This is a genomic window from Agrobacterium sp. NPDC090273 (assembly GCF_044772305.1).
GTDB lineage: Bacteria > Pseudomonadota > Alphaproteobacteria > Rhizobiales > Rhizobiaceae > Agrobacterium.
This window is the reverse complement of sequence record NZ_JBIVYN010000001.1, coordinates 518,530-545,458: the sequence shown is the minus strand read 5'-3', so window position 1 is coordinate 545,458 and position 26,929 is coordinate 518,530. Positions and strand designations below refer to the sequence as shown.

27 protein-coding genes are annotated in these 26,929 nt (G+C 57.1%); 18 read left to right on the top strand and 9 right to left on the bottom strand.

Annotated features, from left to right (window positions below):
- Window positions 1-126: 126 nt before the first annotated feature.
- Complete coding sequence (locus tag ACIQT8_RS02640) at window positions 127-936, bottom strand: AraC family transcriptional regulator (protein ID WP_400963075.1); 810 nt, start codon at window positions 934-936, stop codon at window positions 127-129.
- Between the two features lie 83 nt (window positions 937-1,019).
- Here ACIQT8_RS02640 and ACIQT8_RS02635 point away from each other — a divergent pair, with 83 nt between their 5' ends.
- The 7 genes from ACIQT8_RS02635 (at window position 1,020) to ACIQT8_RS02605 (ending at window position 8,095) form a co-directional block, all read left to right on the top strand.
- Window positions 1,020-1,448: a cupin domain-containing protein gene (locus ACIQT8_RS02635; protein ID WP_400963072.1), complete on the top strand. Its 429-nt coding sequence runs from the start codon at window positions 1,020-1,022 to the stop codon at window positions 1,446-1,448.
- A 141-nt stretch (window positions 1,449-1,589) separates the two neighbouring features.
- Window positions 1,590-2,423 (top strand): MFS transporter, encoded by an 834-nt coding sequence (locus ACIQT8_RS02630; RefSeq protein WP_400963071.1) that lies wholly within the window; start codon window positions 1,590-1,592, stop codon window positions 2,421-2,423.
- Window positions 2,424-2,436: 13 nt separating this feature from the next.
- Window positions 2,437-3,474, top strand: coding sequence for an aliphatic amidase (locus ACIQT8_RS02625; protein ID WP_400963068.1), 1,038 nt, complete (start codon window positions 2,437-2,439; stop codon window positions 3,472-3,474).
- A 185-nt stretch (window positions 3,475-3,659) separates the two neighbouring features.
- Entirely contained in the window at window positions 3,660-4,328 is a 669-nt protein-coding gene (locus ACIQT8_RS02620) for a GNAT family N-acetyltransferase (protein ID WP_400963065.1), read from the top strand.
- Window positions 4,329-4,546: 218 nt separating this feature from the next.
- The gene (locus ACIQT8_RS02615; protein WP_400963062.1) at window positions 4,547-5,722 is read left to right on the top strand and encodes an HlyD family secretion protein; all 1,176 of its coding nucleotides are present in this window, start codon (window positions 4,547-4,549) and stop codon (window positions 5,720-5,722) included.
- Window positions 5,709-7,244, top strand: coding sequence for an MFS transporter (locus tag ACIQT8_RS02610; protein ID WP_400963059.1), 1,536 nt, complete (start codon window positions 5,709-5,711; stop codon window positions 7,242-7,244). Before ACIQT8_RS02615 ends, ACIQT8_RS02610 begins: the two co-directional genes overlap by 14 nt.
- A gap of 44 nt (window positions 7,245-7,288) precedes the next feature.
- Window positions 7,289-8,095 (top strand): AraC family transcriptional regulator, encoded by an 807-nt coding sequence (locus tag ACIQT8_RS02605; protein ID WP_400963056.1) that lies wholly within the window; start codon window positions 7,289-7,291, stop codon window positions 8,093-8,095.
- Window positions 8,096-8,162: 67 nt separating this feature from the next.
- On the opposite strand, the gene ACIQT8_RS02600 is transcribed toward ACIQT8_RS02605, so the two are convergent.
- Entirely contained in the window at window positions 8,163-8,867 is a 705-nt protein-coding gene (locus ACIQT8_RS02600; RefSeq protein WP_138792472.1) for an SDR family oxidoreductase, read from the bottom strand.
- 117 nt (window positions 8,868-8,984) lie between these two features.
- Here ACIQT8_RS02600 and ACIQT8_RS02595 point away from each other — a divergent pair, with 117 nt between their 5' ends.
- Complete coding sequence (locus ACIQT8_RS02595) at window positions 8,985-9,890, top strand: LysR substrate-binding domain-containing protein (protein WP_400963053.1); 906 nt, start codon at window positions 8,985-8,987, stop codon at window positions 9,888-9,890.
- Here the strand turns inward: ACIQT8_RS02595 and ACIQT8_RS02590 are convergent, their stop codons facing one another.
- Genes ACIQT8_RS02590 through ACIQT8_RS02580 form a run of 3 tightly spaced genes read right to left on the bottom strand, consistent with a single transcriptional unit; the run spans window position 9,891 to window position 11,639 of the window.
- A complete protein-coding gene (locus ACIQT8_RS02590; protein WP_400963050.1) occupies window positions 9,891-10,613 on the bottom strand; it encodes an aspartate/glutamate racemase family protein in 723 nt (240 codons plus the stop codon).
- A 29-nt stretch (window positions 10,614-10,642) separates the two neighbouring features.
- Window positions 10,643-10,867 carry a 4-oxalocrotonate tautomerase family protein gene (locus ACIQT8_RS02585; protein ID WP_400963047.1) on the bottom strand — a complete coding sequence of 75 codons (225 nt, stop codon included), beginning with the start codon at window positions 10,865-10,867 and terminating at the stop codon, window positions 10,643-10,645.
- Window positions 10,868-10,895: 28 nt separating this feature from the next.
- Window positions 10,896-11,639: a glutamine amidotransferase gene (locus ACIQT8_RS02580; protein ID WP_400963044.1), complete on the bottom strand. Its 744-nt coding sequence runs from the start codon at window positions 11,637-11,639 to the stop codon at window positions 10,896-10,898.
- A gap of 130 nt (window positions 11,640-11,769) precedes the next feature.
- Between ACIQT8_RS02580 and ACIQT8_RS02575 the strand changes: the two genes are divergently transcribed.
- On the top strand, window positions 11,770-12,645 hold the full coding sequence (locus ACIQT8_RS02575; protein ID WP_400963041.1) for a LysR family transcriptional regulator: 876 nt from the start codon (window positions 11,770-11,772) through the stop codon (window positions 12,643-12,645).
- 92 nt (window positions 12,646-12,737) lie between these two features.
- Here the strand turns inward: ACIQT8_RS02575 and ACIQT8_RS02570 are convergent, their stop codons facing one another.
- Window positions 12,738-13,127, bottom strand: coding sequence for a hypothetical protein (locus tag ACIQT8_RS02570; RefSeq protein ID WP_262525960.1), 390 nt, complete (start codon window positions 13,125-13,127; stop codon window positions 12,738-12,740).
- A 308-nt stretch (window positions 13,128-13,435) separates the two neighbouring features.
- Window positions 13,436-14,155, bottom strand: a complete 720-nt coding sequence (locus ACIQT8_RS02565) for a hypothetical protein (RefSeq protein WP_400963038.1) — start codon at window positions 14,153-14,155, stop codon at window positions 13,436-13,438.
- 58 nt (window positions 14,156-14,213) lie between these two features.
- On the opposite strand from ACIQT8_RS02565, the gene ACIQT8_RS02560 reads away from it, so the two are divergent.
- From ACIQT8_RS02560 to ACIQT8_RS02530, 7 genes are all read left to right on the top strand, one after another.
- Window positions 14,214-17,066: a hypothetical protein gene (locus ACIQT8_RS02560; RefSeq protein ID WP_400963035.1), complete on the top strand. Its 2,853-nt coding sequence runs from the start codon at window positions 14,214-14,216 to the stop codon at window positions 17,064-17,066.
- A gap of 83 nt (window positions 17,067-17,149) precedes the next feature.
- Window positions 17,150-20,968, top strand: coding sequence for a hypothetical protein (locus ACIQT8_RS02555; protein ID WP_400963032.1), 3,819 nt, complete (start codon window positions 17,150-17,152; stop codon window positions 20,966-20,968).
- A 47-nt stretch (window positions 20,969-21,015) separates the two neighbouring features.
- Complete coding sequence (locus tag ACIQT8_RS02550; RefSeq protein WP_400963029.1) at window positions 21,016-22,461, top strand: hypothetical protein; 1,446 nt, start codon at window positions 21,016-21,018, stop codon at window positions 22,459-22,461.
- Between the two features lie 9 nt (window positions 22,462-22,470).
- Complete coding sequence (locus ACIQT8_RS02545; protein ID WP_400963026.1) at window positions 22,471-23,049, top strand: hypothetical protein; 579 nt, start codon at window positions 22,471-22,473, stop codon at window positions 23,047-23,049.
- Window positions 23,050-23,133: 84 nt separating this feature from the next.
- A complete protein-coding gene (locus ACIQT8_RS02540) occupies window positions 23,134-23,385 on the top strand; it encodes a hypothetical protein (RefSeq protein ID WP_138792483.1) in 252 nt (83 codons plus the stop codon).
- Between the two features lie 61 nt (window positions 23,386-23,446).
- A complete protein-coding gene (locus tag ACIQT8_RS02535) occupies window positions 23,447-23,650 on the top strand; it encodes a hypothetical protein (RefSeq protein WP_400963023.1) in 204 nt (67 codons plus the stop codon).
- Entirely contained in the window at window positions 23,647-24,042 is a 396-nt protein-coding gene (locus tag ACIQT8_RS02530; protein ID WP_400963021.1) for a hypothetical protein, read from the top strand. Before ACIQT8_RS02535 ends, ACIQT8_RS02530 begins: the two co-directional genes overlap by 4 nt.
- 41 nt (window positions 24,043-24,083) lie before the next feature.
- Here ACIQT8_RS02530 and ACIQT8_RS02525 read toward each other — a convergent pair whose 3' ends face one another.
- Window positions 24,084-24,416, bottom strand: a complete 333-nt coding sequence (locus tag ACIQT8_RS02525) for a winged helix-turn-helix transcriptional regulator (protein ID WP_400963018.1) — start codon at window positions 24,414-24,416, stop codon at window positions 24,084-24,086.
- Between the two features lie 150 nt (window positions 24,417-24,566).
- Between ACIQT8_RS02525 and gstA the strand changes: the two genes are divergently transcribed.
- A complete protein-coding gene (gene gstA, locus ACIQT8_RS02520) occupies window positions 24,567-25,202 on the top strand; it encodes a glutathione transferase GstA (RefSeq protein WP_400963015.1) in 636 nt (211 codons plus the stop codon).
- Between the two features lie 42 nt (window positions 25,203-25,244).
- Here gstA and ACIQT8_RS02515 read toward each other — a convergent pair whose 3' ends face one another.
- Window positions 25,245-26,135, bottom strand: a complete 891-nt coding sequence (locus tag ACIQT8_RS02515) for a LysR family transcriptional regulator (RefSeq protein WP_400963012.1) — start codon at window positions 26,133-26,135, stop codon at window positions 25,245-25,247.
- A 77-nt stretch (window positions 26,136-26,212) separates the two neighbouring features.
- On the opposite strand from ACIQT8_RS02515, the gene ACIQT8_RS02510 reads away from it, so the two are divergent.
- A complete protein-coding gene (locus tag ACIQT8_RS02510) occupies window positions 26,213-26,863 on the top strand; it encodes an NADPH-dependent F420 reductase (RefSeq protein WP_400964350.1) in 651 nt (216 codons plus the stop codon).
- The last annotated feature ends 66 nt before the right edge of the window (window positions 26,864-26,929 follow it).

Below are 26,929 nucleotides of genomic sequence, written 5' to 3'. Positions count from 1 at the left end.
ATTAAATATGAGCTGAATGTCCAGCGGAAAGGATGCTTATGGGCAAACCTTCTTTCTCCGTGTCGTGACGAAAGTGATCTGAGCCTGAAAACCTGGAGAGGAGCCCCGCATTACGCAACGTCCAGCCTACGGTGCAGCACGAACAGAATTCCTTTCTTCATTCAGCGACCTTGCTTGTCCGGGCGTCATGCCAAAGAACTCTCGAAAAGCCACACCAAACGCTGGAACGCTGTTGAATCCCGCAATTGCTGCAGCTTTCGTTGGCGTTGCACCGATAGAAAGAGCAGTCAAAGCTTCGGTCAATCGCGCCTGTTGCCGCCATTGCCGGAAACTGAGACCAGTTTCCGCACGAAACAGACGTGCAAGTGTGCGGCTGGACGCATTCCCAATTTCGGTCCACTCCTCCAGACCTCTATTGTCATGCGGTCTGTCGCGAAGTGCACTCACCACGCGCCTCAACCTGCTGTCCTTCGGAAGGGGCAGCCCCAGTGGCATGGTGGTGGAATGTTCGATCTCGCTGATGACGAGCTCAGCGAGATGGTATCCTCGTCCGTCAGGTTTCCAGTCTACCGGTTCAGCACAGACTGCAACGATCAACTCGCGCAGAAGCGGAGACACGACGATAACGCGCGACCGTGTACCCAGTCTGTCGGTCGCCTCCTCTCTGAGAAACAACTCACGCATAGCGACGGGCCCCTCCATACGGACTGCGTGTTCCAAGTCGGCGGGCAAGAGAAGCGCGGTGGTCGGAGGCACGACGTAGTTTGAGGTCCGTGTTTCCACGCGCATGACACCGCTGATCGCATAGACAAGCTGCGCGCGCGGATGCGTGTGAAAACCTGTTGTCAAACCAGAGGGATAGTCGCGGGAAAAACCAACGATCGGCCTCTCTGCCGTTTCGAATGGCAGGATTTCCGCTTGTCTGTTTGGCGACAAAAATTGTCCAGATGTTTCCATTCGACCAGTCTAGGCTTTTGCTTGCATCTTTCAAGGATGCGGAGCGAAGGAAGGAAAAAAAGATGAGCACAGGGCTCTTTCAAGAAATCGGCTACGTCACTGCGGATCAACTGGTCGACGGACCTATCACGCCAGGCCAAAACCGTCGCAAGGCGTTGGAAGCGGGCAATCTCTGGGTGGGACAATGCCACGTCACGGCACTGGATGCCCCAAGCCAGTGGCACCACCACCAGGAATTCGACAGCGTCATGTACATGCTGTCCGGGCGCATTCGCGTCGATTTCGGCGAGAATGGCGATCGATCCTTCGAGATCGGAAAAGGCGATTACGCCTACTTCCCGCGACGCGCCATCCACCGCTGCCAAATTCTCGAGGGCGGCGACGACGTCCACTACGTTTTTGTCCGTGTCGGCGAGGGTGAGACCGTTGTCAACGTGGGCGGCCCGGGCGGCTTTGCTCCGGAAGTAAAAACGGCGGCAAAAGTCGCCTGAGAAAGCGCTGAACGCTTTCACGATGCAATTGGCGGCGGCCCTGAGGGAGATCGAGCGGCCGCCCCCTAGGTCATGATGGAGATGAATTCCTGCGCATCGCAATTGGTCGCGACCGCAGTCTGCACAAAAAGGGGAATAAAAATGAGTGACATAACGTCAGCCTATCCACTTGCCGAACAGCGAAGCAATACCTCCAGAGGAACGGTCATTGCGGCGACACTTGGCAATCTGTTCGAATGTTTCGATCTTTATATCTACGGCATCATGGCGGGCACGATCGCCAAACTTTACTTTCCAACCGGCAATGACACCGTCTCCCTGCTGCTGTTCCTGGGAACCTTCGGTGTAACGTTCTTTATGAGACCGCTCGGCGCGATCTATCTCGGTAATCTCGGCGACAGGATCGGCCGCAAGAAAGTGATGAGCCTTTCCCTGTTTCTGATGACAATCGGAATGCTGATCATCGCACTTGCGCCAACCTACTCCGCGATCGGCGTGCTTGCGCCCCTTCTCGTCGTTGGAGGAAGAATGCTGCAGGGTTTTTCTGCCGGTGGCGAATACGGTAGCGCAACGGCACTTCTTGCCGAACACAACCCGCAAAAACGCGGCTTCCTTTCAAGTTGGCAAACAGCAACACAGGGCCTGGCGATGATGCTGGCCGCAGCTTTTGGCGCATATCTCGCATGGGCATTGACGCCTGCCGAGTTCGAAAGCTGGGGTTGGAGAATTCCATTCCTGTTTGGCGCGTTGCTTGGTCCGATCGGCCTCTACATCAGACGCGGCACATCGGAATCCTCCGAGTTCACGGAGACAGCACGCACAGAAACGCCAATGCTGGATATGCTGAAATTGCAAAAAACGCGGATTTTGTCTGCGGCCGGGGGGCTCCGTGGGAGACCCGCTGATGTTCCTTGCTGCGAACTTTCACGGCGATTGGCTACATCGATAATTCGACTAATAAAATCAATATCATAAATGAGGGAAACAAATGTATCACGGTGATATCAGCAGTAGCAACGACACGGTCGGAGTGGCCGTAGTCAACTACAAGATGCCGCGCCTTCACACCCGCCAGGATGTGCTCGAAAATGCGCGGAAGATTGCCAGTATGGTTGAGGGAATGAAGGTCGGGCTTCCCGGAATGGACCTTGTCATATTCCCGGAATACTCGACCCACGGTATCATGTACGACCAGGATGAAATGTATGAAACCGCCTCCCAGGTCCCCGGCGAGGAAACGGCGATTTTTGCCGAGGCATGCCGCAGGTCGAAAGTATGGGGTGTCTTCTCGCTGACAGGTGAGCGGCACGAAGACCATCCTAAAAAGGCGCCTTATAACACGCTCATTCTCATCAATAGTGAGGGTGAGATCGTGCAGAAGTACCGCAAGATCATGCCCTGGACACCGATCGAAGGATGGTATCCGGGAGACCGCACCTACCTATCCGAAGGCCCGAAAGGCCTCAAGATCAGCCTCATCATCTGCGACGATGGAAACTACCCGGAGATCTGGCGCGACTGCGCGATGCGTGGGGCTGAGTTCATCGTTCGTTGCCAGGGTTACATGTATCCCGCGAAAGAGCAGCAGGTGCAGATCTCGAAGTCGATGGCCTGGGCCAACAATTGCTACGTGGCGGTCGCAAATGCCGCGGGCTTCGACGGCGTCTACTCCTATTTCGGTCATTCTGCGATTATCGGATTCGATGGGCGCACTCTTGGCGAATGCGGGACCGAGGAAAACGGCATCCAATATGCCCAGCTTTCCGTCTCGGCGATCAGGGATGCCCGCCGCAATGGCCAGTCCCAGAACCATCTCTTCAAGCTCTTGCACCGAGGCTATACCGGCATGATCAATTCCGGTGATGGCGATCGCGGTATCGCAGAATGCCCCTATGGCTTCTACGCGAAATGGGTCAGTGACCCGGAGGGAACACGGGAGATGGTCGAGGCACTGACGCGCCCGACAATCGGAACAGACGAGTGCGCGATCGACGGCATCCCGAACGGCAGGCGCAGCAACTACTAGGCTCGAAAGCCATGGCACCCGGTCCGAGCTTCGCATCGGGTGCTACGCGAGCCGATCGTTAGTCGAGAATGACTGAGATACTGGCGTCGTCATGATGCTTTGTCTGATTGGCGACAAACATTGGCGGGACGGCGAACTCTTCCACCTCATAGTTTGCGCGTCCAAAATACAGTGAAGGCTTTAAAATGGATTTGACCAACTGGCTGGGCGTCGCAAAGCCGTCTCGGAAAGTTCTCAACGGCAACTATGCCCGTCTGGAACCTCTGGAAGCGGGAAAGCACAGAGATCAGCTTTATCGTTCGACAATCGCACCCGGAGCGGATGATCGGTTCCGCTTTCTGTTCGAAGCGGCACCCAGCCAAAACAGCGAATTCGATAGCTGGCTGGAAAAGGCATCCTCCTCGGATGACCCGATGTTCTTCGCGGTCATCGATCAGAAAACCGGATTGGTCGAGGGGCGTCAGGCGCTCATGCGCATTGATGCGACGCATGGCGTGGTCGAGGTTGGCAACATACTGTGGGGGCCAGCGATCGCCAGAAGCACCGTGTGTACCGAAGCTCTCTTTCTGTTCGCACAATACATATTCGACGAGCTTGGTTACCGCCGTTTCGAGTGGAAATGTCACAACGACAACGAGCCTTCCAAGAAGGCTGCCGTGCGGTTCGGCTTCCGGTTTGAAGGAATTTTCCGCAATCACATGGTCATGAAGGGCCAAAATCGCGACACAGCATGGTTCGCCATGACAAGTGAGGATTGGCCGGCCATCAAACAAGAATACGTCCGTTGGTTGAGGCCGGAAAACTTTGACGCCAACGGCGCACAAAAAAGCAGGCTGTCCGTCCAGGGTGCCTGAAAGAGTAGTCTCGCGCGTTTACCGAAACGACGAGACGGAATCCCATCGTTAACACCTGGTCGGCAAACGAAGATGACTGGGTGTTCGCCCCTCGATCAACGAACTGCAGTCGCTCCAATATGGCCGTTTCTCGGGATTTGTTGTCCTTCTCGCGGGCGCAATTCTTTTCCGGTCGTTCCAAAAACCTTGCTTAAAAATCTTCTCAGGCAGGTGACGACATGGGCGAAGGCAACGCAGGCGAAAACAAGGTGGCATCCCGCCAGGAAAACGAAAACTCGAAACGTTCGGATGCGTGGGTGCTGAAACTGGCGCCGTGGCTGGCATGTGGTGTGGCACTGGTCTCCGTGATCGCAATATCCACCAACTGGAATGGCTGGGTCGGCGCACGCACGGTGCAGTGGACCCAGAACGCCTTTGTCAAATCGGAACCAACCCTGTTGAGCACATCCGTCGGCGGATATGTGACTCGCATTTCTGTCGGTGATTATCAGGCGGTCAAGGCGGGTGATCTTATCGCCGAGATTGACAACGATACCTATCTTGCACGGTCGCAGGCGGCTGAAGCCACATTGGCAAAGGCACAGGCGATCCTGGCCAATCTCGATAACGAAGAAGCACAGCAGTTTGCTGTCATCGAGCAGGCAATGGCCTCACTGCACATTGCCCAGGCGCACTTGAGGCAGGCACAGCAGGAATTCGAACGACGGCAACAACTGGAGCCGAGTGGCGCCGTGACCCGAAAATCGCTCGACGATGCGGTCGTGGAGCTGGCGGCAGCAAAGGCCGGACGAGAAGCAGCAGGCGCCGCAGTCACCCTCGCCCAGAGGCAACTGAAGACGCTTTCCGGACAGCGTGCCGAACGCGCCGCTGACAGAGATTCCGCCGCAGCAGATCTGAAATCGGCACGGATCGAACTCGGCCGAACAAGGATTGTCGCACCGTTTGATGGCACGGTCGGAAGACGCGGCGCACAGGTTGGCAGCCTCGTCAGTTCAGGTGCGAACATCATTGCCATCGTCCCCGCCATCAACAAGCATATCGTGGCAAATTTCAAGGAAACGCAGCTTACCAACGTTCAGGTGGGCCAGCCGGTTTCCGTCAGCGTGGACGCGTTGCCCGGGCATATGCTCAAGGCCCGGGTAGAACAGATTGCGCCGATGACCGGAATGGAGGCCTCCGTCGTTCCCACCGATAACGCGACCGGCAATTTCACCAAGGTCGTTCAGCGCATCCCCGTGCGCATCGAACTCGAACCGGGCCAACCGGCACTTGAGCAGCTGCGTTCAGGCATGTCGGTGGAAGCCGGGATTGACACACACGGACAATCCGTCGCCGCCTATGGCAATCCGGAATTGGACGAGACGAAACAGGCCCTGGCAGATGTTAGACCTTAACGCCCGCCTCACCCGCCTGATCCGCCGTGCATCATCCGCCAACGCGCCCATGACGGTGGGTCTGGTGTTTGCATGCGCCTTTCTGACCACGTTCCAGGGTCGGCTTTTCGGCATGTCCTTACCGGATCTGCGCGGCGATTTTGGCCTCGACGTCATTCAGGGCGCCTGGCTGAGCGCTGCAATGAATGCCGGGCAACTGCTGATCATGCCGATAACAGTCTGGCTTTCGCTGATCTTCGGACCCGCAAGGGTTATCATGGTGCCAAGCCTGACGCTGGCCCTTACGACCGCCATGATCCCGTTTGCCAGAGACTACCAGCTGCTGCTTGCGATGCACCTCATCGTCGGCCTTTGCCTTGGCACTTACCTGCCGCTGACGATGTCCATGGCACTGCGTAATCTCAAGCCTCACCACTGGCTTTGGGCGATGGCGATTTACAGCCTGCGCCTTTCCTTCGGAACGGATGTGGGTGTTGGGGCATCAGGCGTCTTTGTCGATCATTTCGACTGGCGCTGGATATACTGGACAACGACGGCGCTCTGCCCAATGCTTGCGTTTGCCGCGTGGAAAGCCCTGCCCATCGGCCCGATCGACCGGGAGACATTCAAAAGTACCGACTGGGGCGGCATGGCGATGTTCTGCCTGAGCCTGTCGATGCTTGCGGCAGCATTTTCGCTCGGCGAAACATTGGGCTGGTTCGATTCCAGTGTGATCGTCGCAGGCTTTGTCGTCGGCGCGGTTCTGCTGGCCGCCTGTCTTGCTCATATCGGTCTCAACCCGGCTGCATTCGTCAACTTCAAGCCACTAGGCAACCATAACGTTCGCACCGCACTGCTGATTGCCTGCCTCTACGCAATCCTGGTGACGCCAACTTCTGTCCTGATCCCCAGCTTCCTGACGACTGTTGCCAAAATGAAGCCTTTGCAGACGGGCGCCGCGACGGTTCTCGTCTTCGCAACATATCTGGCCATGACGCCGGTTGCGGTGTGGCTTGCACGCCGTGTCGACTCGCGACTGTTATTGATCCTCGGTGTCACGATCATTGCCGGCCTGTGTGTCTACTGCGGCAGCACCATGACCAGCGCATGGCGTCTGGAGGACGTCACCCCGCTTCTCATTCTGTTTGCAATCGGCGAATGCCTGACGCTGATGGGCACATTTCCCGTCGTCGTCCTGAACATGAATCCGGCCTATGGCGTTGCGATTGGCGCGTATATTCCGCTGGTGCGAATTTTCGTGCCCTCCGTTGTGTCAGGTATGTCGGCACTCACATTGAGAGTTGCTGCCGATACGCATGATGAGGCGCTAAGAGCAGGCATTGAGGCGGGACAACCCCTCGTCACCCAGCGCGTTGCCGGCAACCTCGGCACCCTTGTCAGTGACCTGGCGCGAGAATCGAGCGTGCTCTCCTTCATCGATGGCTTTCACCTGGTTTTCTGTGTCGCCATGGTCGTGCTTTTGCTTGCGGCAACATTGAAGCCGGCACCACCGAACCATTTGACACCGCCCAAACTTGTATAAGGTGAAATCCTGGTGCCTCCGGGCCTGCCACAAACGGTGTACGCATGAGAGAACCATTTTCCGACAAACAGGACTATCTTGACCACGTTGCCCGACCGATCGTCGGGCAGAAGGTAGAGTTCGCCTCGACCGGAGAAGGCGACGTGCACGCACACCGCAAGGACCAGCTGCTTTATGTGATCGAGGGATTGATTACGGTTGAGGTCGGGCAAGGCGTGTGGACGGTGCCGCCTCGATGCGCGATCTGGATACCGGCAGGTATCGAACATTCTGCAAGGCCGGTTGGCCGTGTTTCGATCGGCAATCTCTACATTGAAAAAGACGTGAGCCGCGAGGGCTTGCTCGATTGCGGCATACTTTTCGTTCAACCACTGTTGCGAGAACTCGTTCTACGCTTCGTCAACGACACCCAGTCCTACACGCCAGGGGATGAGCGGGAGATGCGCCTTGCCGCCGTTCTGCTGGACGAGCTTGAGATGGCGCCGCTGGAGCCGTTGCGCCTTCCCATCCCCTCAGATCCTCGCTTGAAACGGCTTGTCGACACGCTGATGGCGGAGCCCTCGATCAGATTGAGCCTTGAAGAATGGGGCGCGCGGGTTGGCGCCAGCCATCGCACGCTGACGCGGCTGTTCCAGCGCGATACCGGCATGTCGTTCGGGCAATGGCGACAGCAATGGCACGTCAGCCTGGCGCTTCAGAGACTGTCAGTTGGAGAATCCGTGACAAACATCGCCGTTGATCTGGGCTATGAGAGTGTCAGCGCTTTCATCGCCATGTTTCGACGCATGCTCGGCACGACACCGGCACGATATCTCAGCACGGCATTCGCCGAGCCACGCAATCAACCCTAGGAGCCAGATCACGCCAAGCGGTTGCGACCCCTGCCCGCCATGGAACAGGAGCTGCTTTTGCCTGATGTCAGACCGAACGGGTCAGACCGCCATCGACCTTGAGGTTCTGGCCGGTGATGTAGCCGGCGCCTTCCGACACGAGGAAGGAAATGGTCGCGGCGATTTCGTCGCTGGTGCCGTAACGCTTCATCGGCACCATGTCGCGGCGCTCTTCGGTGGCAGGCAGGCTGTCGATCCAGCCGGGCAGCACGTTGTTGATGCGGATATTGTCGGCCGCGTAGGTATCGGCATAGATCTTGGTGTAGGACGCCAGACCGGCGCGGAACACCGCAGAGGTCGGGAACATAGCTGCCGGTTCAAACGCCCAGGCAGTCGAGATGTTGACGATGGCGCCGGATTTCTGCGCCTGCATGATCGGCGTGACCAGCCTGACCGGGCGAATGACGTTCATCAGATAGACGTCCAGGCCGGTGTGCCATTGCTCATCGGTGATCTCGGTAATGGCGGCGCGCGGACCGTGACCGGCGCTGTTGACCAGCGCGTCGATACGTCCCCATTTATCCATCGCAGCATCGACCAGACGCTTCAGATCATCATTGGACTGGTTCGAACCGGTAATGCCGATGCCGCCGAGGTCTGCGGCCAGCGCCTCGCCCTTGCCGGAGGAAGACAAGATCGCAACCTTGAAACCATCGGCCGCCAGACGCCTGGCTGCCGCTGCCCCCATGCCGCTTCCGCCCGCGGTGACAATTGCTACTTTTTCTACTGCCATGTCCTCATCCTTTTCACATCGACGCGCACATTGATTATGCTGAAACCATGATTATCATCTTACATGCCCGGTCAGCCAATCAGTTCTCCTGAATTTTGACTGTAGAAAATCTATCGGATGAGCGACACACTCGGAAAAATTCCCTCCCTCAATGGGCTGAAAGCCTTTGAGGCAGCCGCACGCCACCTGAACTTTCGCCTGGCGGCGGAAGAGCTTGGCGTGACACAGGGTGCGGTGGCACAACAGGTGCGCGGACTGGAGGCCGAACTGGGCCTGCAGCTCTTCGAGCGCCTGCCCCGCACGCTGGCGCTGACCGGCGAAGGCCGCGCCTATATTGCCGATGTCAGGCGTGCCTTCGAAATCATTGCCCGCGCAACCGGCGACCTGCGGCCGCAGCCCGTGCGGCTTGCCATCAGCACCACGCCGACCTTCGCGTCCAAATGGCTTATTCCGAGATTGCCGGATCTGACCGCCCGCCACCCCGATCTCGATATCCATATCGTTGCGACCGATCGCATCTCGCATTTTCAGGTGGATGGCGTCGACCTTGCTGTGCGTTATGGTCGAGCACCGTTTGGACCGGGCTTGTCCTGGCAATTGCTGTTCGAACAGGAAATTGTCGCCGCCTGCAGTCCCATGCTGCTGAGGGACCGAGAACCGCCGAAAACCATGGCAGAACTGGCAGGTTTTCCGCTTCTGCTGGACGCCCACAATTTCTGGCCGGAATATATCGAGCAGCAATTCGGCGTGCCGGATGCACCACAGGAGGCGCCGGCCTTTCGCCGCATCAGCTTCAACCAGACCTCACACGCCATCGACGCGGCCATTGCCGGCCAGGGCATCGTACTCGCCACCCGCAACTTCATTGCCAGCGATCTGGCTGAACAGCGGCTCGTACAGGTCTGCCAGCACACGCTGCGCGGCCCCTCCGATTTCTACCTCGTCTGGCCCCGCCACAGAAAATCGGCAGCTCTGGAGGCGATCAAAAGCTGGATGGTGTCAGCGACGACAGGGGCCGATTGATCAGCGAGCCGTTCCGTTACCGCCCGCTGACATCTCAAGCGCCGCCGCAAGCAGCGCTTCCACATGAATTTCCATGGTGTCCAGCTTCGTTACCGGTAAGTCGGCATCGCTGAACAACAATGGCAGTTCCGTGCAGCCCAACACCAGCGCGTCGATAGCGTGATCGCGCTGCATGCGCCGAACGATGGCGAGAAAACTTTCACGCGTCTCGTGACGGACAATTCCCCGTTCGAGTTCGTCCGCGATCTTTGCCGCTATGTAATCGATTTCCGGCACGGACGGTGCGATCACCTCAATGCCGCTTTCGCGAAACGGCGCCTTGAAGAAATCTGCTTCCATCGTGAACCGTGTCCCGAACAGGCCAAGACGATGAAGCTCTCTCCTGGCAGCTTCCTCGCGGGTCGCCTCGACGATGCTGATGAGCGGTACGCTCGACCGTGCCTGTAGCGCATCGAAAACGATGTGCGGTGTGTTGCCTGTGAGCGCCACGATTTCCGCCCCGGCCGCGATCAGCCTGTCGATGCCCGCCATCAGATAGGTCGTCAGCCCGTCATAATCCCTTGCCTGACAAAAACGGAAGACATCAAAGACATTCAGGCTTTCGATCGTCATGTTTGGAAAGAAATGGTCTCCAACCCGCGCATGCGCCGCATAGACCAGCCTCCGATAATAGAGCAGCGTCGATTCCGGCCCGATACCGCCGATAAGACCCAGCTTTCTCATGCTTGTCCCTCTTGAGCGCCGTGCTGGTCTTAAGCCGGCTTCTGCGATTTGCTTTTCTGCCGGCGAACGGTCGTGCTTTCGCCACCGACACCCCAATTGTCCATGGAGACCTCATCGATGATGACCACGGTTGTTTCCGGGTTCTTGTTCAGGACGCGGGCCAGAAGCTGCGTAACCTCACGGATGAGTTCCGCTTTCTGCTCAGCGGTTGGTGCCTCCGAGCCGCCGGTAACCTTGATGTTGACGTAGGGCATATGATCGCCTCCATGTTGGTGCGTGAAACTAGGCAGTGGTCTCGAGCTGCTGACGGCTCAGCGCCTGCACCGCAAAGCGGCGAAGCAGTCCAACCGGCTCTGGTGCATCCACAACCGCCGCAAGCAGGCTGTCCGGGTCTCGTCCCTCATTGCGCAATGCATCGGCGCGCAGGTGAATGATTGCTGCACCGATCTCCGGCGTGAACTCGGGGTGAAACTGTGTGGATATGGCATTGCGCCCATAACGGACGATCTGATGCGGATCGTGACTGGACGCGGCAAGTGCCTTGGCGCCGGGTGGAAGCCTTATGATGGTCTGCATGTGGGTCAGATGCGCAGGAAATAGCGGCGGCATGGCCTGAAGCAGTGGATCATGCTCTGCACCTTCCAAAAGGCGGATCGTCTGCGTTCCGATCTCGCGCCCATTTGGGTGGTAGTCAACGTGACCGCCCAGAGCATGCGCCATGAGCTGGTGACCGTAACAAACGCCGAACAGCGGCAGGTCGATTGCCATCGCCTGACCGATCCATTGCACTGTCGCTTCGCTCCACGGCAAACGTTCCGTCACCATGTCCCACGAACCGGTGATGATTGCGCCGCAAATGCTTTCCGGCGCGGGCAAAACCTCTCCGTCGAAAACACGGACCACTTGCAGCGTTTCAGCCAACGGCCCCAGCGCATGCCGGAACCACTGCGGCAGATCGCCATGCCGGGTGCGGATGGCTTCAGGCGGCGTGCCGACCTGTATGAGCAGCAAGGGAGACAAATCCAAGATAGTCCTCGCGATTATGGGTTGGAGTTGGCAAGGCGCGCCAGCAGCAACAGCTCCGATCCGTCCGCGACATTTCTAGCTTGCCTTCCCCATCTTGAAAAATGAATAATAGAGATAGGGAGTTCTTGAATTGAGAAACATAGACATAGACTCACTTGAAATCTTCAAGGCTGTCGTGGATTGCGGCGGCATAACGAAAGCAGCGATGCGGCTGAACAGGGTCCAGTCGAACATCACAACACGGGTCAAAAACCTCGAAGAGCGGTTAAAGGTCTCGCTGTTTCACCGCGAAGGCGGCAAGCTGGTTCTCACCGCCGAGGGACAACTGCTTCTGACCTATGCAGAAAGGTTGTTGCGCCTGTCCAACGAGGCGGAAGCGGCGCTGCGCTCTCGTGCTCCAAGCGGAACACTGAGAATTGGCACACTGGAAAGCACGGCAGCCGCCCGCCTGCCGCCCCTGCTGGCATCTTACCATCAACGTTATCCGGACGTTCGCCTGGAACTGGTGACAGGCGACACAACCTCGATGATCGAGCGTGTCCGCAACTACGATGTGGAAGCCGCCTTTGTGTCGGAGCCATTTCAGGCCGACGATCTGGACACCTGCCCGGCCTTTACGGAGGAACTGGTGCTGATCGGCGCCAAAGAGGTGGCGTCTATTGAGGCCGCACGGCAACTGGCAAAACGCACCGTCATTGCCTTTGCCACCGGCTGCTCCTATCGGCGCATTTTCGAGGACTGGCTCTCCAGCTCAAACATCATGCCGGAAAGGGTTCTCGAACTCGGTTCCTACCATGCGATCACCGCCTGCGTCGCGGCCGGTTCAGGCATCGGCATCATGCCACGTTCCGTGCTTCGCGCCGTCCACACCGAGGCTGAGGTACAGGCCATTCCCCTTCCGCCACGGTTTGGAAAGACCCGCACACACCTCATAACCCGCCGCGGCTATTCCTCAGTGGCACTGGAGGCGCTGCGTGGCGAACTGAAGCGCAGCCAGGATAAATAAGATGGGTGCCACAGGCGATCCGATTGTGGCATCCGGCCTGCCGGTGTCCAGACGCAGCAGCATTGCCGCCACGCGGACACCCCCTCACCACATCAGTTCAAATTGGCTGAGGAGTCTGCGCCGGCAACACTCTGCTCAGGCGAAGCTGCTTTGGGCCGGAAGAACAGAAAAAAGATGATGCTGAGAGGGGAGCCCACGCTGATCGGAAATCCCGTCTCCAGAAAATAGGCGAGTGAGCCGAGCGGGTTACTCGTCACCGTCGCAAGTGTGGATGGCAAATAGTTGAAAAGCGCCAAAACGAAAACCGTGACCGTGCCGACCAACAGACCCAGAACCGGCCCCATCAGGCATATCAGCAGCGTCGTGGCGATGCTGCGCTTGAACCATCTGGAGATTTTCAGCATGCAGCCAAATGTGACAAAGGCAACAAGGAGAATGAGCAGGAAAAAGTTTCCCCCGATCATCATGTCAAATTCATTCATCGCATAATCCTTATCATAAAAATTTCTAGTTATTCATCTGTAGCGTTCGTCGAAGCTCAAACGCCTTACGGCTTCGTCGAGAACCTGCAATTGTCCACAGACCATTCGGAAACATCGTTCTGTCGGCCAGAGAGAAAAGCGATCAGCCTCAAAAACAGGTCACAACGTATCGACGCAATCATTGCCCAACGCACCCGCAACAGGGAGCAAGAACGACACATTACAATACAATTTAAAGATGAAAATCCACGCACAATGAAAAAAGTTCGGAATGCGGTAGACCCTCGCTCGTTTCGAACGCGAATGCCTCAGTTTCCCTCGGGCATTCTCCATGACTTGCATTGATCGACGCAATACTCGGGAAACACAATCTTTTTGTCGGCCAGGTTCAATTCGAACATGATGACTGCAATATTGACCTCGCGCAGCGGATTTCTCTGAGCCGTCAAAACAAGTGCACCGGGAGGCAAGGCCTCCAAATACTCATCAGCATTCCGATAGTGAGCGCCCTCTTCCAAACGGCGTGGAACGAATTGAAGTTCTAAAAGTGCCTCTACGTTTTTCGGATCGATGAGCGGCAAGGCTTTCAAAACCGCGTTCTTGACCCCCAGCTCATGCATATCCTTGAAAAGATCGACATCGACAAATAACGTTTTGATCCGAATGGTTGTCGTGTTTCCCGACCCGGAAAGCTGAAAACGCCTGTAGAGCGGCAGGAAATTCTCGGCACCTGCCATGCCGAACGTACCCGAAAACGCCCTTTCACCCAAGAACTTCAGTACGAATGCCTCTGTATCGCCCTTCGGCCCTGGATCGTAGTGGCACAACCGTGTTCGAGGCGCACCGCCGCATTCAGTCCAGCCGGGCTGCGCTTTCACCCGGTCGTAACTGTCTCCCGCCCTGACGCCCTGCCAGAATTCCGGCGGCGCGTAATTTCCGGGCGGTGCTGCATGAGCGGGCATGACCAGCCCACACAACAACAAGCCCACCCAGCCGACAAGACGGCTTACGGCTTCTGCGCGCATCATTCACCCCCACAACCATTGCCCCCGTAACCATGCCTCAATCAAACAGGAAAGGCATGCCTTGGACACTCAACCCGATCGCGAAACTCAAGGAAAAGAGAACCACCGTCGGGATGCTGTCTCACCCGATATCGATATGCAATCTGGGGATGAAAAACCAGACGTATTTTCGAAAACAGCCAGGCTTGGCCAGGCATATTCAGAGGCGACCGGCCACCCTGCCCCACCACATTCCATCATCATGGGGAACGAGGCTGAGTTTCAGAGAACGATTGACAAAATCCGTCGGGCAAAACTGCTCAAAGAACACCCACGCCTCGCCGCCTGGCTGGCGGAAAACCGCACCAATGGCGAAATTGCCGAACGTGATCTCGAAAATCTCGCAAGATTTGACCGGATCGCTACAGATGCAACGGAACGTGAGAAAGACCGGCGCAACAGTGTTTTTTACCAGCCGGCTGCAGCGAGCAAAACGGACGCTGACGAACGCGCGACAGGCCAGCCCAACAGCCTAATGTACCAAACGGCTGGTCCGACAGCCCAACAATCCCGGTCACCCTTCACTCCTGTCACGACGCCGGTAGCCGGAAGCAATACGGACGGTGACGTTGGACGCACTGCAAACCCCGCCGTCTCTGTTACCCCCCCAGGCCCGGCGCCGTCGGATTCAATCACGCCGATGGCCACTGCCCCTAAGACCGTAGGCGAGGCTGGTAAGAGGGCTGACACTGCGGCAATCCAACATGTGGGACCTTCAGTCTCAGAGCAAAAAGTCGAACTGATTCTAAGGATCGCTGACTCAGGAAGCCTCGACGAAGCCGGAGTTCACCAGCTTCGTACGGACATTCAGGCTCAGAGCGACATTAACCCCTACTTTGCATTGGGGCTTGTGACTGAGCAACTCGCCGGAATGCCGCGCGAGAATGTCCTCCTTCAGATAAAGCCGTACTTGACGCCTGAAGACAGGCGACACTTCGCGAGCGAAGACTTGGAACTCGTAGAGCGTCATGACGGGCGACTCATGACGGTCGAGAATCTGAAGTGGTTGGGACAAAACATTGTAGAGGCAGGAAAAGGACTTCCGAGCCAGACGGTAACAGAATCCGGCAGTTTACTCGAAGGGACCGGTATGTTCCTCAAACCGGTCGATCCGGCTCCGCGTATCGCTTTGGGCGAAGAAATGGCAAACGCGAAAGACCTCAATGCAGAGCAACTCCACCAACTTCGACAGAAAATCCTCAAGCAAAGTGCTATTTCACCGACGTTCGCAATAAATCTTCTTTCGCAAATTTTGGCCGATGACATGACACCAGAACAACTGCGTGATCTGCTCGGAAAAAATTATAACTCAGGCCTTGAACGCGTTTCGAGTTGGTTCGACGAGAGAGGTAAAGCGCTTCAAACCTACGGCGCGAAATTTGCGCCTGCAGCACCAGGTTTCGAAAACAGTCCCGGGCGCAAGTTTGGGGAAGCCGTTGGCTCATTGGTCCCCACCGCTATCGTCGGCGCGTTAACAAGCGGCACCGGCCCGGTTTTCAGCCGACTCGTCAGTGGGAGCATTGGAGCTCTCGCCATGACCGGTAAAATGAAAAATGAGGCACGGAAGGCTGGGCTCAACGAACACGACCAGATGCAAGTCGCGATAAAAAGCGCTCCCCTAGCTCTGATAGGTTTATTACCATTCGGGCGCGGAACCCTTAAACTTACTCGCACCCCCTCTGTCATAAACTCAGTACTATCGCACACAATCCCTCCTGCGGCAGAAGGACTAAAAGAAGCTGCTCAGCAAGTCGGCCAAAACCTCATCATTAAACAATATGACACCAAGAAAACCGTGTTTGATGAAGTTCCAACCAGCTTCGCAGCAGGCTTCGCATTTTCCGCGTTTACCGCGTTTGGTGGACGCGGGGCAAAAGCGTTTGGACCCAGCCGTTCGTCCACGATGGAAAGCGACATCAGAAGAGCTGAGCAAACTCCCTCAACCATCGACGACATCTCACAAGCTGCGCAATCTTCAACCATCCGCAATCACGCGCCCGAACAATTCCAGAGCTTTACTGCGAAGACTTTGGAGGGGACGCCGGTTGAAAATTATTATGTGCCCGCCAAGGACCTCTTCAAATATCTTGAGGCGAAGGGAATTGATCCCCGTGGCTGGGGAATAACGCCTGCGGATGTGGACCACGCCCTTACAGCTGGCGGCGATCTCAAGATACCAACGAGCGTTTTCACCTCGAAAATCGCTGGCACCGACCACGAAGCATTCTTCAAGCACAACGGGCGTTTTGATCCAGAAACGCCCACTTACGCCGAAGCTCAAGGTTTGAAAGCCCGTAGCGAGGGATTGCGCACAGCAGAAAGCCGTGACGTTGAACAGGCACAAAAACGCCTCGAAATAGAAATTGAAACCGCAAGGCGCATCAGTCACGACGCAGAGCTGGAGTTTCTCCGCCACGGCACAAGCGCAGATGCGGCAATCAAAGAGGCCATGGCATACCCTGCTCTGACTGCCGCTCTGGCTAAGCGCAACGGCATGCCGATGGACGCATTTCTGCAGCGTTTTCCGCTACGGCAACAGCCGGAGTTACAACTGCAGACATCAAGCAGTCCCAGGTCTGCCAATTCGCCCGAACGAGATACGAACAAGCGATCCTCACCCGGTCAGCCCGCTCAACTCGAAATCCCGGCTCAACAAAATGCATTAAGGATGCCCAGTATTGCGATGGAGCGCGCTCCATCGGTCTTAACGGGTACCCAGCCGCGCGCGACGACGTCGGGACCAACGGCACCCTTTAAAAAGATAAAACCGTTTTCTGACGCGTTTCCGCCGTCTCACAATTCATTTGTTGGCCAGAACAGCAGGATCAGGGGCTTGATCCACAACCAGCCTGCCAAAAACAGCAGGAAACCGTGATGGCCATGAACAAGCATAGAGCCACGCGAGACAGAAACTCCCCTGAAATCCGGCAGAATGCCCCTGTTGAGAAGAATACCAAGATGAGAGCAGCCGATAAACCTCACTCCAGACAGTCCTCCTTACTCTTCGACAGGGCGACAGGTGGCACACGCGGCCTCTTTCAGTTTTTGGACGCGCCCCACGCCGCCGGTGATACCATCGTCGATCTGTTTGGCGGTTCTGACCTTTCCACCATCATTCAAGGCAGCAGCCGCTTCTTCCTGCAGGCAACAGAGGACATGGGCAGCCGCGGCGCCGTAAAATCCGCTGAAGACATGGCCGTGCTGATGGGGTGGTGGCGAAACAATGCCGACACCATCGCGATGGCCGTACGGATCGGGCGCAAATCCAACGAGCGCAGGGCCAAGATCTCGAAAGCCTCGGTGCTGACCGCACTCGACAAAGGTACGACCGGCAATGCGGCGATGGACGCGGCCATTGATGAGGCGATGCAGACGCAGTTCAATCAGGCCTTCGAAACCTATCTGATGGAAGGCAAGGCGCCCTCACCTGATCTTCTCGGCATGTTTGAAACCTATCTGAAATGGCTGACCTCGATCTATGGCGCCATGACGATCCAGGGCGTGCCGATACATGCCGAGGTCAGTGAAATCTTCAACCGCGCAATGGAAAGCGCCAGCCACGCAGAGTTCGCCCGCCAGTCCACCGGCGAGACAGATCCGGTCTTTGATACGGCGGAAGCGATGGGTCTGCCAGAGACGGATTACGAGCAATTTCTGGATCTGCGCCGTCAGGCTGAAGATGAAGCGAAAGCGCAGCTTCTGGGCGGCGCGATGGAGCCGTTGCGGCGCGAGCGGCAGAAAAACTACAGCCGGGAAAAGGCTGTGGTGCGCCACGACATCGAGCGATCGATCAACGCAGAGGGTGTTTACCGCGCAATTGAATGGATGACCAATGGCCGCTGGCTGGACGATAGCCACGCGAGCATGCCTGCGCCTCTTCGTCTGGACAAGGCAATCCTTGTCGATCGCTACGGAGCGGACATTCTGGATGCCCTGCCGCGCGGGCAGCAGACCGTTTATGCTGAAAAAGGTGGGCTGGACCCTGACGACGTTGCCGGCATCTTCGGCTATTCATCCGGCGATGAACTTGTGCAGGCCATGGTGCAAGCGCCTAGCCGCCTTGATGCTGTTGCTTTCAACGTCGAGCAGATCATGCGCCATCGCCACGGCGATATACTTCTGGATGGCTCTGCCGATATCAGGGCGCTGGACGCCGTGCACAATGCTACACGCGGGAAATGGCTGGAAATCGAACTCGCGGCAATCGGCAGGATCGCCAACCGTTCGGATACGCTGACACTCAAACAGGCGCAGGATTATGCGGAAACCTCTATCACCCGCATGCCTGTTGAGGATGCCGTAGCCAGTGACCGCTTTCTGGCCGTTGAACGCCGGGCGGCCGACGAAGCGGCCGACCTTGGCGCAGGACTGAAAAAAGCCCGCTCTGCGAAAGCCAAGACGCCAAGCGAGCCTGACGGACAGCATATGGTGGAGAAGCTTTACGACGCCAAACGCCGACAATTGCTCAATCATTCGCTCTATGTCGAAAGCCGAAAGATCGCTGGCGAAATCGAAGCGACCGAGACCGATCTCCAGCGCTTCAGCGACCCGACCATCCGCGAAAAAATAACCGATGCCGGACATGACGACAGCGATCGTGTCGATTATCTCTCAGCGATCGATGACCTGCTGGGTCGTTACAGTTTTCGCCCGGCAAGATCAGGCGAGCCCGATGGGCGCGGCCAACTGAATGCCTATGTCGCCACCATGAACACGGCAGGCCGGGGAAATGAACTTGCCATTGCCGACAGCGTGCTGTCTGACGCCAGGCCTTCCCCCTACAGGAAGGGATCAGTCCGCGCGCTTCGCGACGTGATCGACAGCATCAGGAACGTGGAGCACAGCGCACAACGTGCCAACCGACTGATCGACGCCACGCATGACAGGGACTTCCACGAAACCGCTTCGGGTGTGGTCAGCGCTGTTGAAAAGGCCCTCCTGACAGGCGCTTTAGCTGGTGCAAATGCGCATCTCGATCCCACGGTGGCCGCCACGACAACGCTGAGGCACATAGATGGTGGAGATACCGGTGTTGCCTATAACGCGATCAAAGCGCCCGTTGATGATGCTGCAGAACGGCTTGCGAGGCGCAGGCGAAAGGCTACCAGCGATCTGGCCGCGCTCTACGAAGTTTACTCCCCCGAAAAACGATGCGACATGGCGCGGCGCATGCTTGCGCCCGGACTCGGTTCCGCCCTGTCCAAATGGGACAGGATCGCCATTGCCCTGAACTGCGGCAACACGACAAACCGCCAACGCCTGACCGAGACTGGCAGCCATGACGCCCTGAACGATGCGCAGATCGACGCCATTCTGGGCTCCCTTGACGAACGGGATGCACGCTTCGTGCAATCCATCTGGGACTATCTGGCATCGTTCCAGCCCGAGATTGCCGCGCGCGAAAAGCGAACGACAGGAGCCGCGCCGCAATGGGTGAAAGCCGAACCTGTGATCATCGGCGGCAGCGAACTGTCTGGCGGGTTTTATCCCCTTGCCTATCGTAACCAGCCCTTGTTCCCTTCCTCTTCCAGTGATCAGAACACTGATCGAGGGATGATGCCACCACCTGGAGATATGGGCATTTCAAAAGCTGTCATGACAGGACAATTCGCCAGGGCGCAGACGCTCTCCGGGCATAGCCATCACGAGAAGGTGGCCAAAGACGGCCCCGTCGATCTCGACCTCTTTGTCTTGCACCGGCATGTCGACGGACTTGTTCTCGATCTTGAACTCGGCGAAACCCTCTCGAACACAAGGCGCATTCTTCACGATGACCGAATTCGCAGCATCTTCGATCAAGCCGATAAAACTGCCGATCTCGCTGGATTGCAAAACTGGCTCGGTGATGTCGCCGCAGCGGAGATAAGCCTTGCCGACCTGCTTGGCCACACGGCTTCCGTTGCCAGAGAGAATTTGACTGTGACACGCCTCGTCACGGCTCTGGCAACGGTCCTGTCGCAGGCGACCGGCCTCTCGCAGTTCATGTCTCTGGTCGGAAAAAACGACTTCGCAATTGGTGTGCGAGACGCTCTCCGCCCGGATGTGTTGGATGACATTGCCCGTAAATCGGCCGTCATGGCCGGGCGGCAAGATGCTCGCGGAAAACATCTGGGCAACGCGGCAACGGCCTGGAGCGAAATCGCCTTTTGGCTGGTACAGACCCTACACCACCGGATGGTAGAGGTACCGTGCTGGCTCGCCCGCTATCATCAAGGTTTACGCAGTTTCGCAAACGATGACGCAATGGCCGTCGCGCATGCCGACGATCTGATCAAACGTTTCCGCATCTCAGGCAATGCCGATCTGAGCGATGTCGAACGATTGGTCTCGGCACTTGGCTCTTATCTCAACGCCAGGATTCTCTTCAACGACAGTGGCGCAATTTCTGCCCACCGCGACATACCCATTCAGCAATCAAAGCACGCAGGCGTATCGCTGGCGATTGATCTCTCCATGCTGTTTTTTGCCAATGCTGTAATCCTCGAGGCGATCGAAGGAACCGAACATCATTTCGCAACGAGTACCCTGCCCGCAATCAGGGACCGCGCAAACCCTGTGGAGGTCCATGAGGCCAATATGCTTGCGGAGGTCGTCCATACGTCCTTCGCAGGCGATAACATCGACAGATTCGACGTCGCGGCGATCGTTCATGCCTCCGGGCTAGGGACGGACTGGTCAGCGGACCAGATCCACCGGAGCATCGAAGACTTCTTTCGGCAGATTTCGGAGCAGAGAAAACTCCCAATCGAATATTCGATGGGCAATTCAGGGAAATAACCTTCTCGCGCCTAGGATTCGGCAACATTCACAAGGCGCGAGCTAACATGACAATTCCCAGCGAAGTGAACCGATCCGGCCCTTACAACGGCAATGGCGCGACGAAGACCTTCGAATATAAATTCAAGATCTACGATCCCCTGCATTTGAGGGTTCTGCACACCGCACCCGACGGCACCGACACCATACTCCAACACCAGACGGACTACACGGTGACAGGCGTTGGCGAAGATGGCGGTGGAAGTGCGGTCCTGCTGGTCGCGCCGGAGACGGGCTTCAAGATCACACTGCTGCTTTCTGTCCCCTTCGTGCAGGAAATCGACCTTGAAAACCAGGGCGCCTATTTCGCCGAAGTGGTGGAAACAGCGCTTGATCTGGCCGCCATGCGCGACCAGCAACTGCAGGAAGAAGTGAGCCGCGCCGTGAAACTGCCGGCATCGGCCGACGCCTCCGAACTCGATGAACTTGTGGGCGATATCCTTCGTCTTGCAGACAGTGCCGATGCGATCGATACGGTCGTTGGCATGCAGGAAAATATTGCCGCCGTCGCAGAGGTTACCGATGCGCTACAGACCGTCAGCACGAACATCGACACGATCAGCCACGCCTACCACGGTACATTGCAGGCGCGCGACCTCGCCGAAAAATGGGCCAGCAATCCACATGGCATCATTGTCACAGGAGACGCATATTCATCCCGCCACTATGCCATCGAAGCACGCGCAGAGGCGGAACTCATGGCTGGAGTGACCGCGCGTTTCTCCGGCGGTACCACCAAGCAGTTTTTGGTCAAATCCAGCGATTCCGATTATGATTTTGTCTGGGTCACCATCGAAACCGTCGGTGACATGCTGCGCCTCGACTACGATCCGCAAGGCATCGGCGGCGATGTCTACGATCTCGCCAACATGACCGGGCTTTTGCCGGTTGCGAAGGTCGATGGATTGAAAACGGCACTTGGTGACTATTACACCAAGAGTGAAATAGACGAGACAGTCAGCCAGCGCGATACGGCAATCGCCGAAAAGATCGCCAGGGCTGGCGACACCATGACCGGCGACCTCAGAATTCAAAATACAGGTCCTTCCGTTGCGCTCATCGATACCGACAACAATCAGATCCGCAGGCTGCATCACAACGACGGCACGATTGGCTTTGTAGGCGCCGACGACACCTGGAAACTTCGCGTCAGTGACAATGGCAAGGTCTGGACATCGGAACTGGGTGACCTCAACGATCGCCTGGAAAACCGCGCGATGGCCTGGGCCAATGATCGCGTTGCGAACCTCAATTCGAGGTGGGTGTCGCGTGGAGAAATTAATGTCGCAGCAGGCACCTCAGGCTGGAGGGAAACCCCATCGGGAGCAGCTATTATAGGGTGGTATTACTTTAGAGGCGGTAACGAAGACCCAACCGGCGTATCTCACTATTCCTTCCGCTACCTCCAACTCTTCGACCCCGTTCGCGGTTGGATCACCGCACATAATGCGTGAGGCATCATCATGGACATCATTGACTTCGGCCATTTCAGCCTGACCAGTTCAACCGGCATCATGACCTTTGCCAACCAGGAGGGCCAGGATTGGTATGATCTGAGGCGCAGCCTCACCGCCTGGGATAACCAGGGCAATTTTCTGAATGCCATTTATGGTGCCTGGGCAATGGTTGACCCTGCCACGCGCAAAGTGACCAATGTCGAGCATGACCCCTCGCGCATGGTGCCCAATGACAGGATTGTGCTGGGCATAGATGCGGAGCCTTCGGACATCACCGAGGGCATGATCTATCGAGATGGCCTGCTGACGCCAGCACCACCCGATCCGCCTGCAGCGGAAATCTTCAAGCCCGTCTCACGACGCCAGTTGCGTCTGACCCTGGTCAGAAACCAGATTTCGCTTGCGAGTGTAGAGGCTGCGATTGCCTCAATGCCGGAAGGATTGGAAAAACAGGAAGCCGAGATCGAGTGGGCCGATGCCAGCGCGTTTGAGCGGTCGCATCCAACCTTGCTGACGATCGCCACCGCGCTCGATCTCGATGAATCGGCTGTCGACACTCTGTGGCGGCAAGCACAACAGGCCTGATTTCCGGGCGTGGAAAATTGCTTCAAACGCGAACGATCCACGCCCCGAAACCAAGCAATTCCCCAACAACATGGCAGCAGCACGATGGATGAGGTTATCAGAAGCGAAGTCGAAAAACTTCATGCGCGGATCAACGACATGAAAGAGCGGCTTGTCACGCTGGAAGCCCAGCAACCCCATATCAACGCCGCATTGATGCGCATTGAGGGCAGTGTCGGCAAGATCGCCGACAGGATACGCAACGCGCTTTGGGCGTTGTTGCTGCTCGTTCTGGGGCCAATGATCGCACTGCTGTTCAAGGCCTTTGCCGCCGGCGCGCTCTCCACCCATCTCTAGATTTGCGCGAACAACCTTTCCCCAACAATCCTGCCTCCGTCATCAAAGGAGGGCACCACACATGACGCTCGTCTTCATTCGCATTCTGTTGCGGTATATTGCGGCGGTCCTTGTTACCCAGGGGCTTATCGCGCCTGAACTCGGAGACCTGATGTCCGCAGATCCCGATATTGCGATGGCGCTGCAGATCCTCATCGGTGCGCTCATCGCCGCCCTGGCGGAAGGCTGGTATATGCTTGCCCATAGATTCGGTTGGGCAAGATGACGTGGCTCACCAACCTCCTCGTTGGCGGACTGGTCGAAAAATTCACCGCGCCATTGCTTGCCGCCTATCAGGCGAAACTGGCTGCGGAAACGGACGGGGATCGTCTCGCCGCCGACGAAACGATCAAGCGCCTTGAGGCAGCCCGCGATATTGCCATAACCGAAACCGCCGATCGCTGGAGCGCCACCCGCTTCGGACGCTGGCTGATCGTCGTTCCTTTTGGCCTCTGGTGGGCAGCAATCTACCTGGTACAGATCGTCAACCCGTGGTTTGGGCTAAATCTCGTTATTGTGGATGTACCCAAGCACATCAACGACATGGCGCTGATCCTGATACCGGCAATCGTCATCGGGGATGCCGGCGCGCTGCTGGCTCGTCGCATCCGCCGGTAGCGAACACCACTTTAATTTGCGCAACGGCCAAAGAGCCGCACTCATCCACTTTGAACGTCGTCGCGCGCCTTCAGCCAAAGGCCGAATTCCTTCACCACCGCAACGAGCTTCTCCAGACGACGACCATCGCTGGTCAGCGAATACTCCACCTTGACGGGAATGGTGGGATAGACGGTGCGCATCACCAGTCCCGCCTCTTCCAGGGCGCGAAGATCAAGCGTCAACATCCGCTGCGAAATACCCGGCACAAGCCTGCGCAATTCATTGAACCGCTTCGGCCCATCCACCAGATAGGAAGCAATCAGCAATCGCCATCGCCCGCCCAGCAAACGCATTGTTTCCTCAACCGAACAGCCGGTCACGCTATCCTTCATAACGGGCGCCTTTCGCGAAGACAGGTATAATTTATGTACCTAGATGACAATATTTTGCGTTCTTACGTTTTTATACCGCCTCCATTAAGTGGGTTTCCTGCCGCGAGCAATACGACACGGGTTCGCGCAGAGACACATTCGGAGACAGCAATGAAACTCTATTATATGCCGGCGGCATGCTCGCTCGCATCGCATATCGTCGCCAACGAACTTGAACTGGCGGTCGAGTTTATCAAAGTCAACGTCAGCGATCGAAAAGACGAAACAGGTCAAGATTTTTACCGGATCAACCCCAATGGTTACATTCCGGCCCTGCAGTTGGACAATGGCCGCGTATTGTTCGAAGGCGCCGCCATTCTGCAATATCTGGCCGATCTGAAACCGGAACGCTGCCTGGCGCCAGCCAACGGAACATTCGAGCGCTACAAGCTGCAGGAAATGCTGGGCTTCCTGGCGACGGAAATCCACAAGGGGTTCATCCCGCTGCTATACGCGGACCTCGCCGGTCGTTATCTGGAGACGGCACGGCCGAAACTGCTAAAACGCTTCGCCTGGATTGATGAGCAACTGGCAAAAGCCCCCTATCTGATGGGAGACCGCTTCACCGTTGCCGATGCCTATCTGTTCGCGCTGACCGGCTGGGGGCAGGCATCCTGGCTGAAATCCTATTATAACGCCGATATTCGTCTCGATGCCTTCCTCAACCTGCAGGCATGGTACATACGCATGCGGCAAATAGAGGCTGTGAAACAGTCACTCCAGGAAGAAGGTCTGGCCTTTCATTGACCTCTCACCTCCCGGCGACATCATGCGGCATGGCGCCGGGTTTCATTCGCCGAACTCCTCCAAGACCGCCTGGACGAAGCTTTGAACCTTCACGGTCGGTCGGCGCCCCGCCGGATAGATCACATGCATCGGCCGAACCGGTCCTTCATAATCGGGCAACACCCGCACAAGCCGACCGGCGGCGATTTCGGCGTCTAACACGCTCTCAGGCCCAAGGGTAACGCCGAAACCTTCTGTAGCGGCATGCAGCAGCGCTTTCCAGTCGTTGCTGCGGATGCGTCCTGTCGCCTGCACCTCTTCGGTCCTGCCGTTGCGGCTGAACTGCCAGCGGCAGGGAACGGAGGGTGACCAGTAGGAATAGGCCAGGCAATCATGTTTTGCGAGTTCGGCTGGCGTCCTGGGCACGCCGCGTCGCGCCAGATAATCCGGAGACGCGCAGGCAATCAGCCGGTATGGCGCAAGAGGATGGGCAACAAGGGCTGCATCATTGACCTCGCCGACACGCACCATCACCTCGAAACCCTCTTCCAGCGGATCGACAAAACGGTCGTTCAGCGTCAGGTCGATCTGCATATCCGGGTAGCGGCTGAGATAGCGGGTGACGAATGGCGCGAGGCTGAAGGCGCCAAACGTCATGGGTGCGTTGACGCGCAGCACGCCTTTCGGACGCGAGCGCATCTCCTTCGCCACGGATTCCGCCGCCTCGACCTCCGAAAGCAGTTGCTTGCAGCGATCGTAATAGGCGCGGCCCACATCCGTCAGGCTCTGGCGCCGCGTTGTCCGGTGCAGCAGCGCAGTGCCCAGCCGGTCTTCCAGAAACACGACGTGCTTGGCGACCATCTGCGGCGAGATGCCCATGGCCTCGGCGGCACCGGCAAAAGAACCCAGATCCGCGGATTTGACGAAAACCGCCATGCTGGTAAGTCTGTCCACGATTAACCCCTGACAGTGTTGAATGTCGTTCAATATGGAGAATTTATCCGGTTTTGACATCAAATTAAACCTCCGTCATCCCATCAACACGGAGATACGACATGAACATCGGAATTATCGGCGCAGGTTTTGTCGGCCGCGCCATCGGCAAGCTTGCCGTCGCTGCGGGCCATAAGGTCATGCTCAGCAATTCACGCGGACCGCAAACCCTGTTCAGCCTCAAATACGGCGTTGGCTGCGAGGTCGGCACGGTGGAAGAAGCCGCCGCCTTTGGCGATATCGTGGTCGTTGCCATTCCGCTTGCCGCCTATCGTTCCATTCCGGTGGCGCCTCTGGCGGGCAAGGTGGTGATCGACACCAACAACTACTACCGGGAACGCGATGGTGGCATAGCAGAACTGGATGCCGGCACGACCACGACAAGCGAACTTCTGGCAAAACACCTTCCGCAATCGCGTATCGTCAAAGCCTTCAACGCCGTTACCATGAATGACCTCGAAACGGATGGCCGCCCCGCAGGCTCGACTGAGCGCCGCGCCTTGCCTCTTGCCGGTGACAGCAAGGAAGACAAGGCCATAGCCATCAGGCTCTATGATGAATTCGGCTTTGACGCGGTGGATGTCGGCCCTCTGTCTGAAGGCTGGCGTTTCGAGCGTGACCGGCCAGTCTATTGCGTACCGATGAACACCGACCGCCTCAGACAGATGCTGGCAGAAACCCAACTCTGAAGACGAGAGAACAGCGATCGTGTAAAATCGAAGGGGCATCCCGCCCCTTCCTTTCAGTCAACCGGA

Coding starts and splice junctions, on each gene's coding strand:
- ACIQT8_RS02555 (WP_400963032.1), top strand. CDS start 17,150: ATGAGAGCAGCCGATAAACCTCACTCCAGACAGTCCTCCTTACTCTTC.
- ACIQT8_RS02590 (WP_400963050.1), bottom strand. CDS start 10,613: ATGAGAAAGCTGGGTCTTATCGGCGGTATCGGGCCGGAATCGACGCTG.
- gstA (WP_400963015.1), top strand. CDS start 24,567: ATGAAACTCTATTATATGCCGGCGGCATGCTCGCTCGCATCGCATATC.
- ACIQT8_RS02570 (WP_262525960.1), bottom strand. CDS start 13,127: ATGAATGAATTTGACATGATGATCGGGGGAAACTTTTTCCTGCTCATT.
- ACIQT8_RS02565 (WP_400963038.1), bottom strand. CDS start 14,155: ATGATGCGCGCAGAAGCCGTAAGCCGTCTTGTCGGCTGGGTGGGCTTG.
- ACIQT8_RS02545 (WP_400963026.1), top strand. CDS start 22,471: ATGGACATCATTGACTTCGGCCATTTCAGCCTGACCAGTTCAACCGGC.
- ACIQT8_RS02635 (WP_400963072.1), top strand. CDS start 1,020: ATGAGCACAGGGCTCTTTCAAGAAATCGGCTACGTCACTGCGGATCAA.
- ACIQT8_RS02625 (WP_400963068.1), top strand. CDS start 2,437: ATGTATCACGGTGATATCAGCAGTAGCAACGACACGGTCGGAGTGGCC.
- ACIQT8_RS02605 (WP_400963056.1), top strand. CDS start 7,289: ATGAGAGAACCATTTTCCGACAAACAGGACTATCTTGACCACGTTGCC.
- ACIQT8_RS02620 (WP_400963065.1), top strand. CDS start 3,660: ATGGATTTGACCAACTGGCTGGGCGTCGCAAAGCCGTCTCGGAAAGTT.
- ACIQT8_RS02595 (WP_400963053.1), top strand. CDS start 8,985: ATGAGCGACACACTCGGAAAAATTCCCTCCCTCAATGGGCTGAAAGCC.
- ACIQT8_RS02585 (WP_400963047.1), bottom strand. CDS start 10,867: ATGCCCTACGTCAACATCAAGGTTACCGGCGGCTCGGAGGCACCAACC.
- ACIQT8_RS02540 (WP_138792483.1), top strand. CDS start 23,134: ATGGATGAGGTTATCAGAAGCGAAGTCGAAAAACTTCATGCGCGGATC.
- ACIQT8_RS02615 (WP_400963062.1), top strand. CDS start 4,547: ATGGGCGAAGGCAACGCAGGCGAAAACAAGGTGGCATCCCGCCAGGAA.
- ACIQT8_RS02525 (WP_400963018.1), bottom strand. CDS start 24,416: ATGAAGGATAGCGTGACCGGCTGTTCGGTTGAGGAAACAATGCGTTTG.
- ACIQT8_RS02610 (WP_400963059.1), top strand. CDS start 5,709: ATGTTAGACCTTAACGCCCGCCTCACCCGCCTGATCCGCCGTGCATCA.
- ACIQT8_RS02550 (WP_400963029.1), top strand. CDS start 21,016: ATGACAATTCCCAGCGAAGTGAACCGATCCGGCCCTTACAACGGCAAT.
- ACIQT8_RS02535 (WP_400963023.1), top strand. CDS start 23,447: ATGACGCTCGTCTTCATTCGCATTCTGTTGCGGTATATTGCGGCGGTC.
- ACIQT8_RS02530 (WP_400963021.1), top strand. CDS start 23,647: ATGACGTGGCTCACCAACCTCCTCGTTGGCGGACTGGTCGAAAAATTC.
- ACIQT8_RS02630 (WP_400963071.1), top strand. CDS start 1,590: ATGAGTGACATAACGTCAGCCTATCCACTTGCCGAACAGCGAAGCAAT.
- ACIQT8_RS02600 (WP_138792472.1), bottom strand. CDS start 8,867: ATGGCAGTAGAAAAAGTAGCAATTGTCACCGCGGGCGGAAGCGGCATG.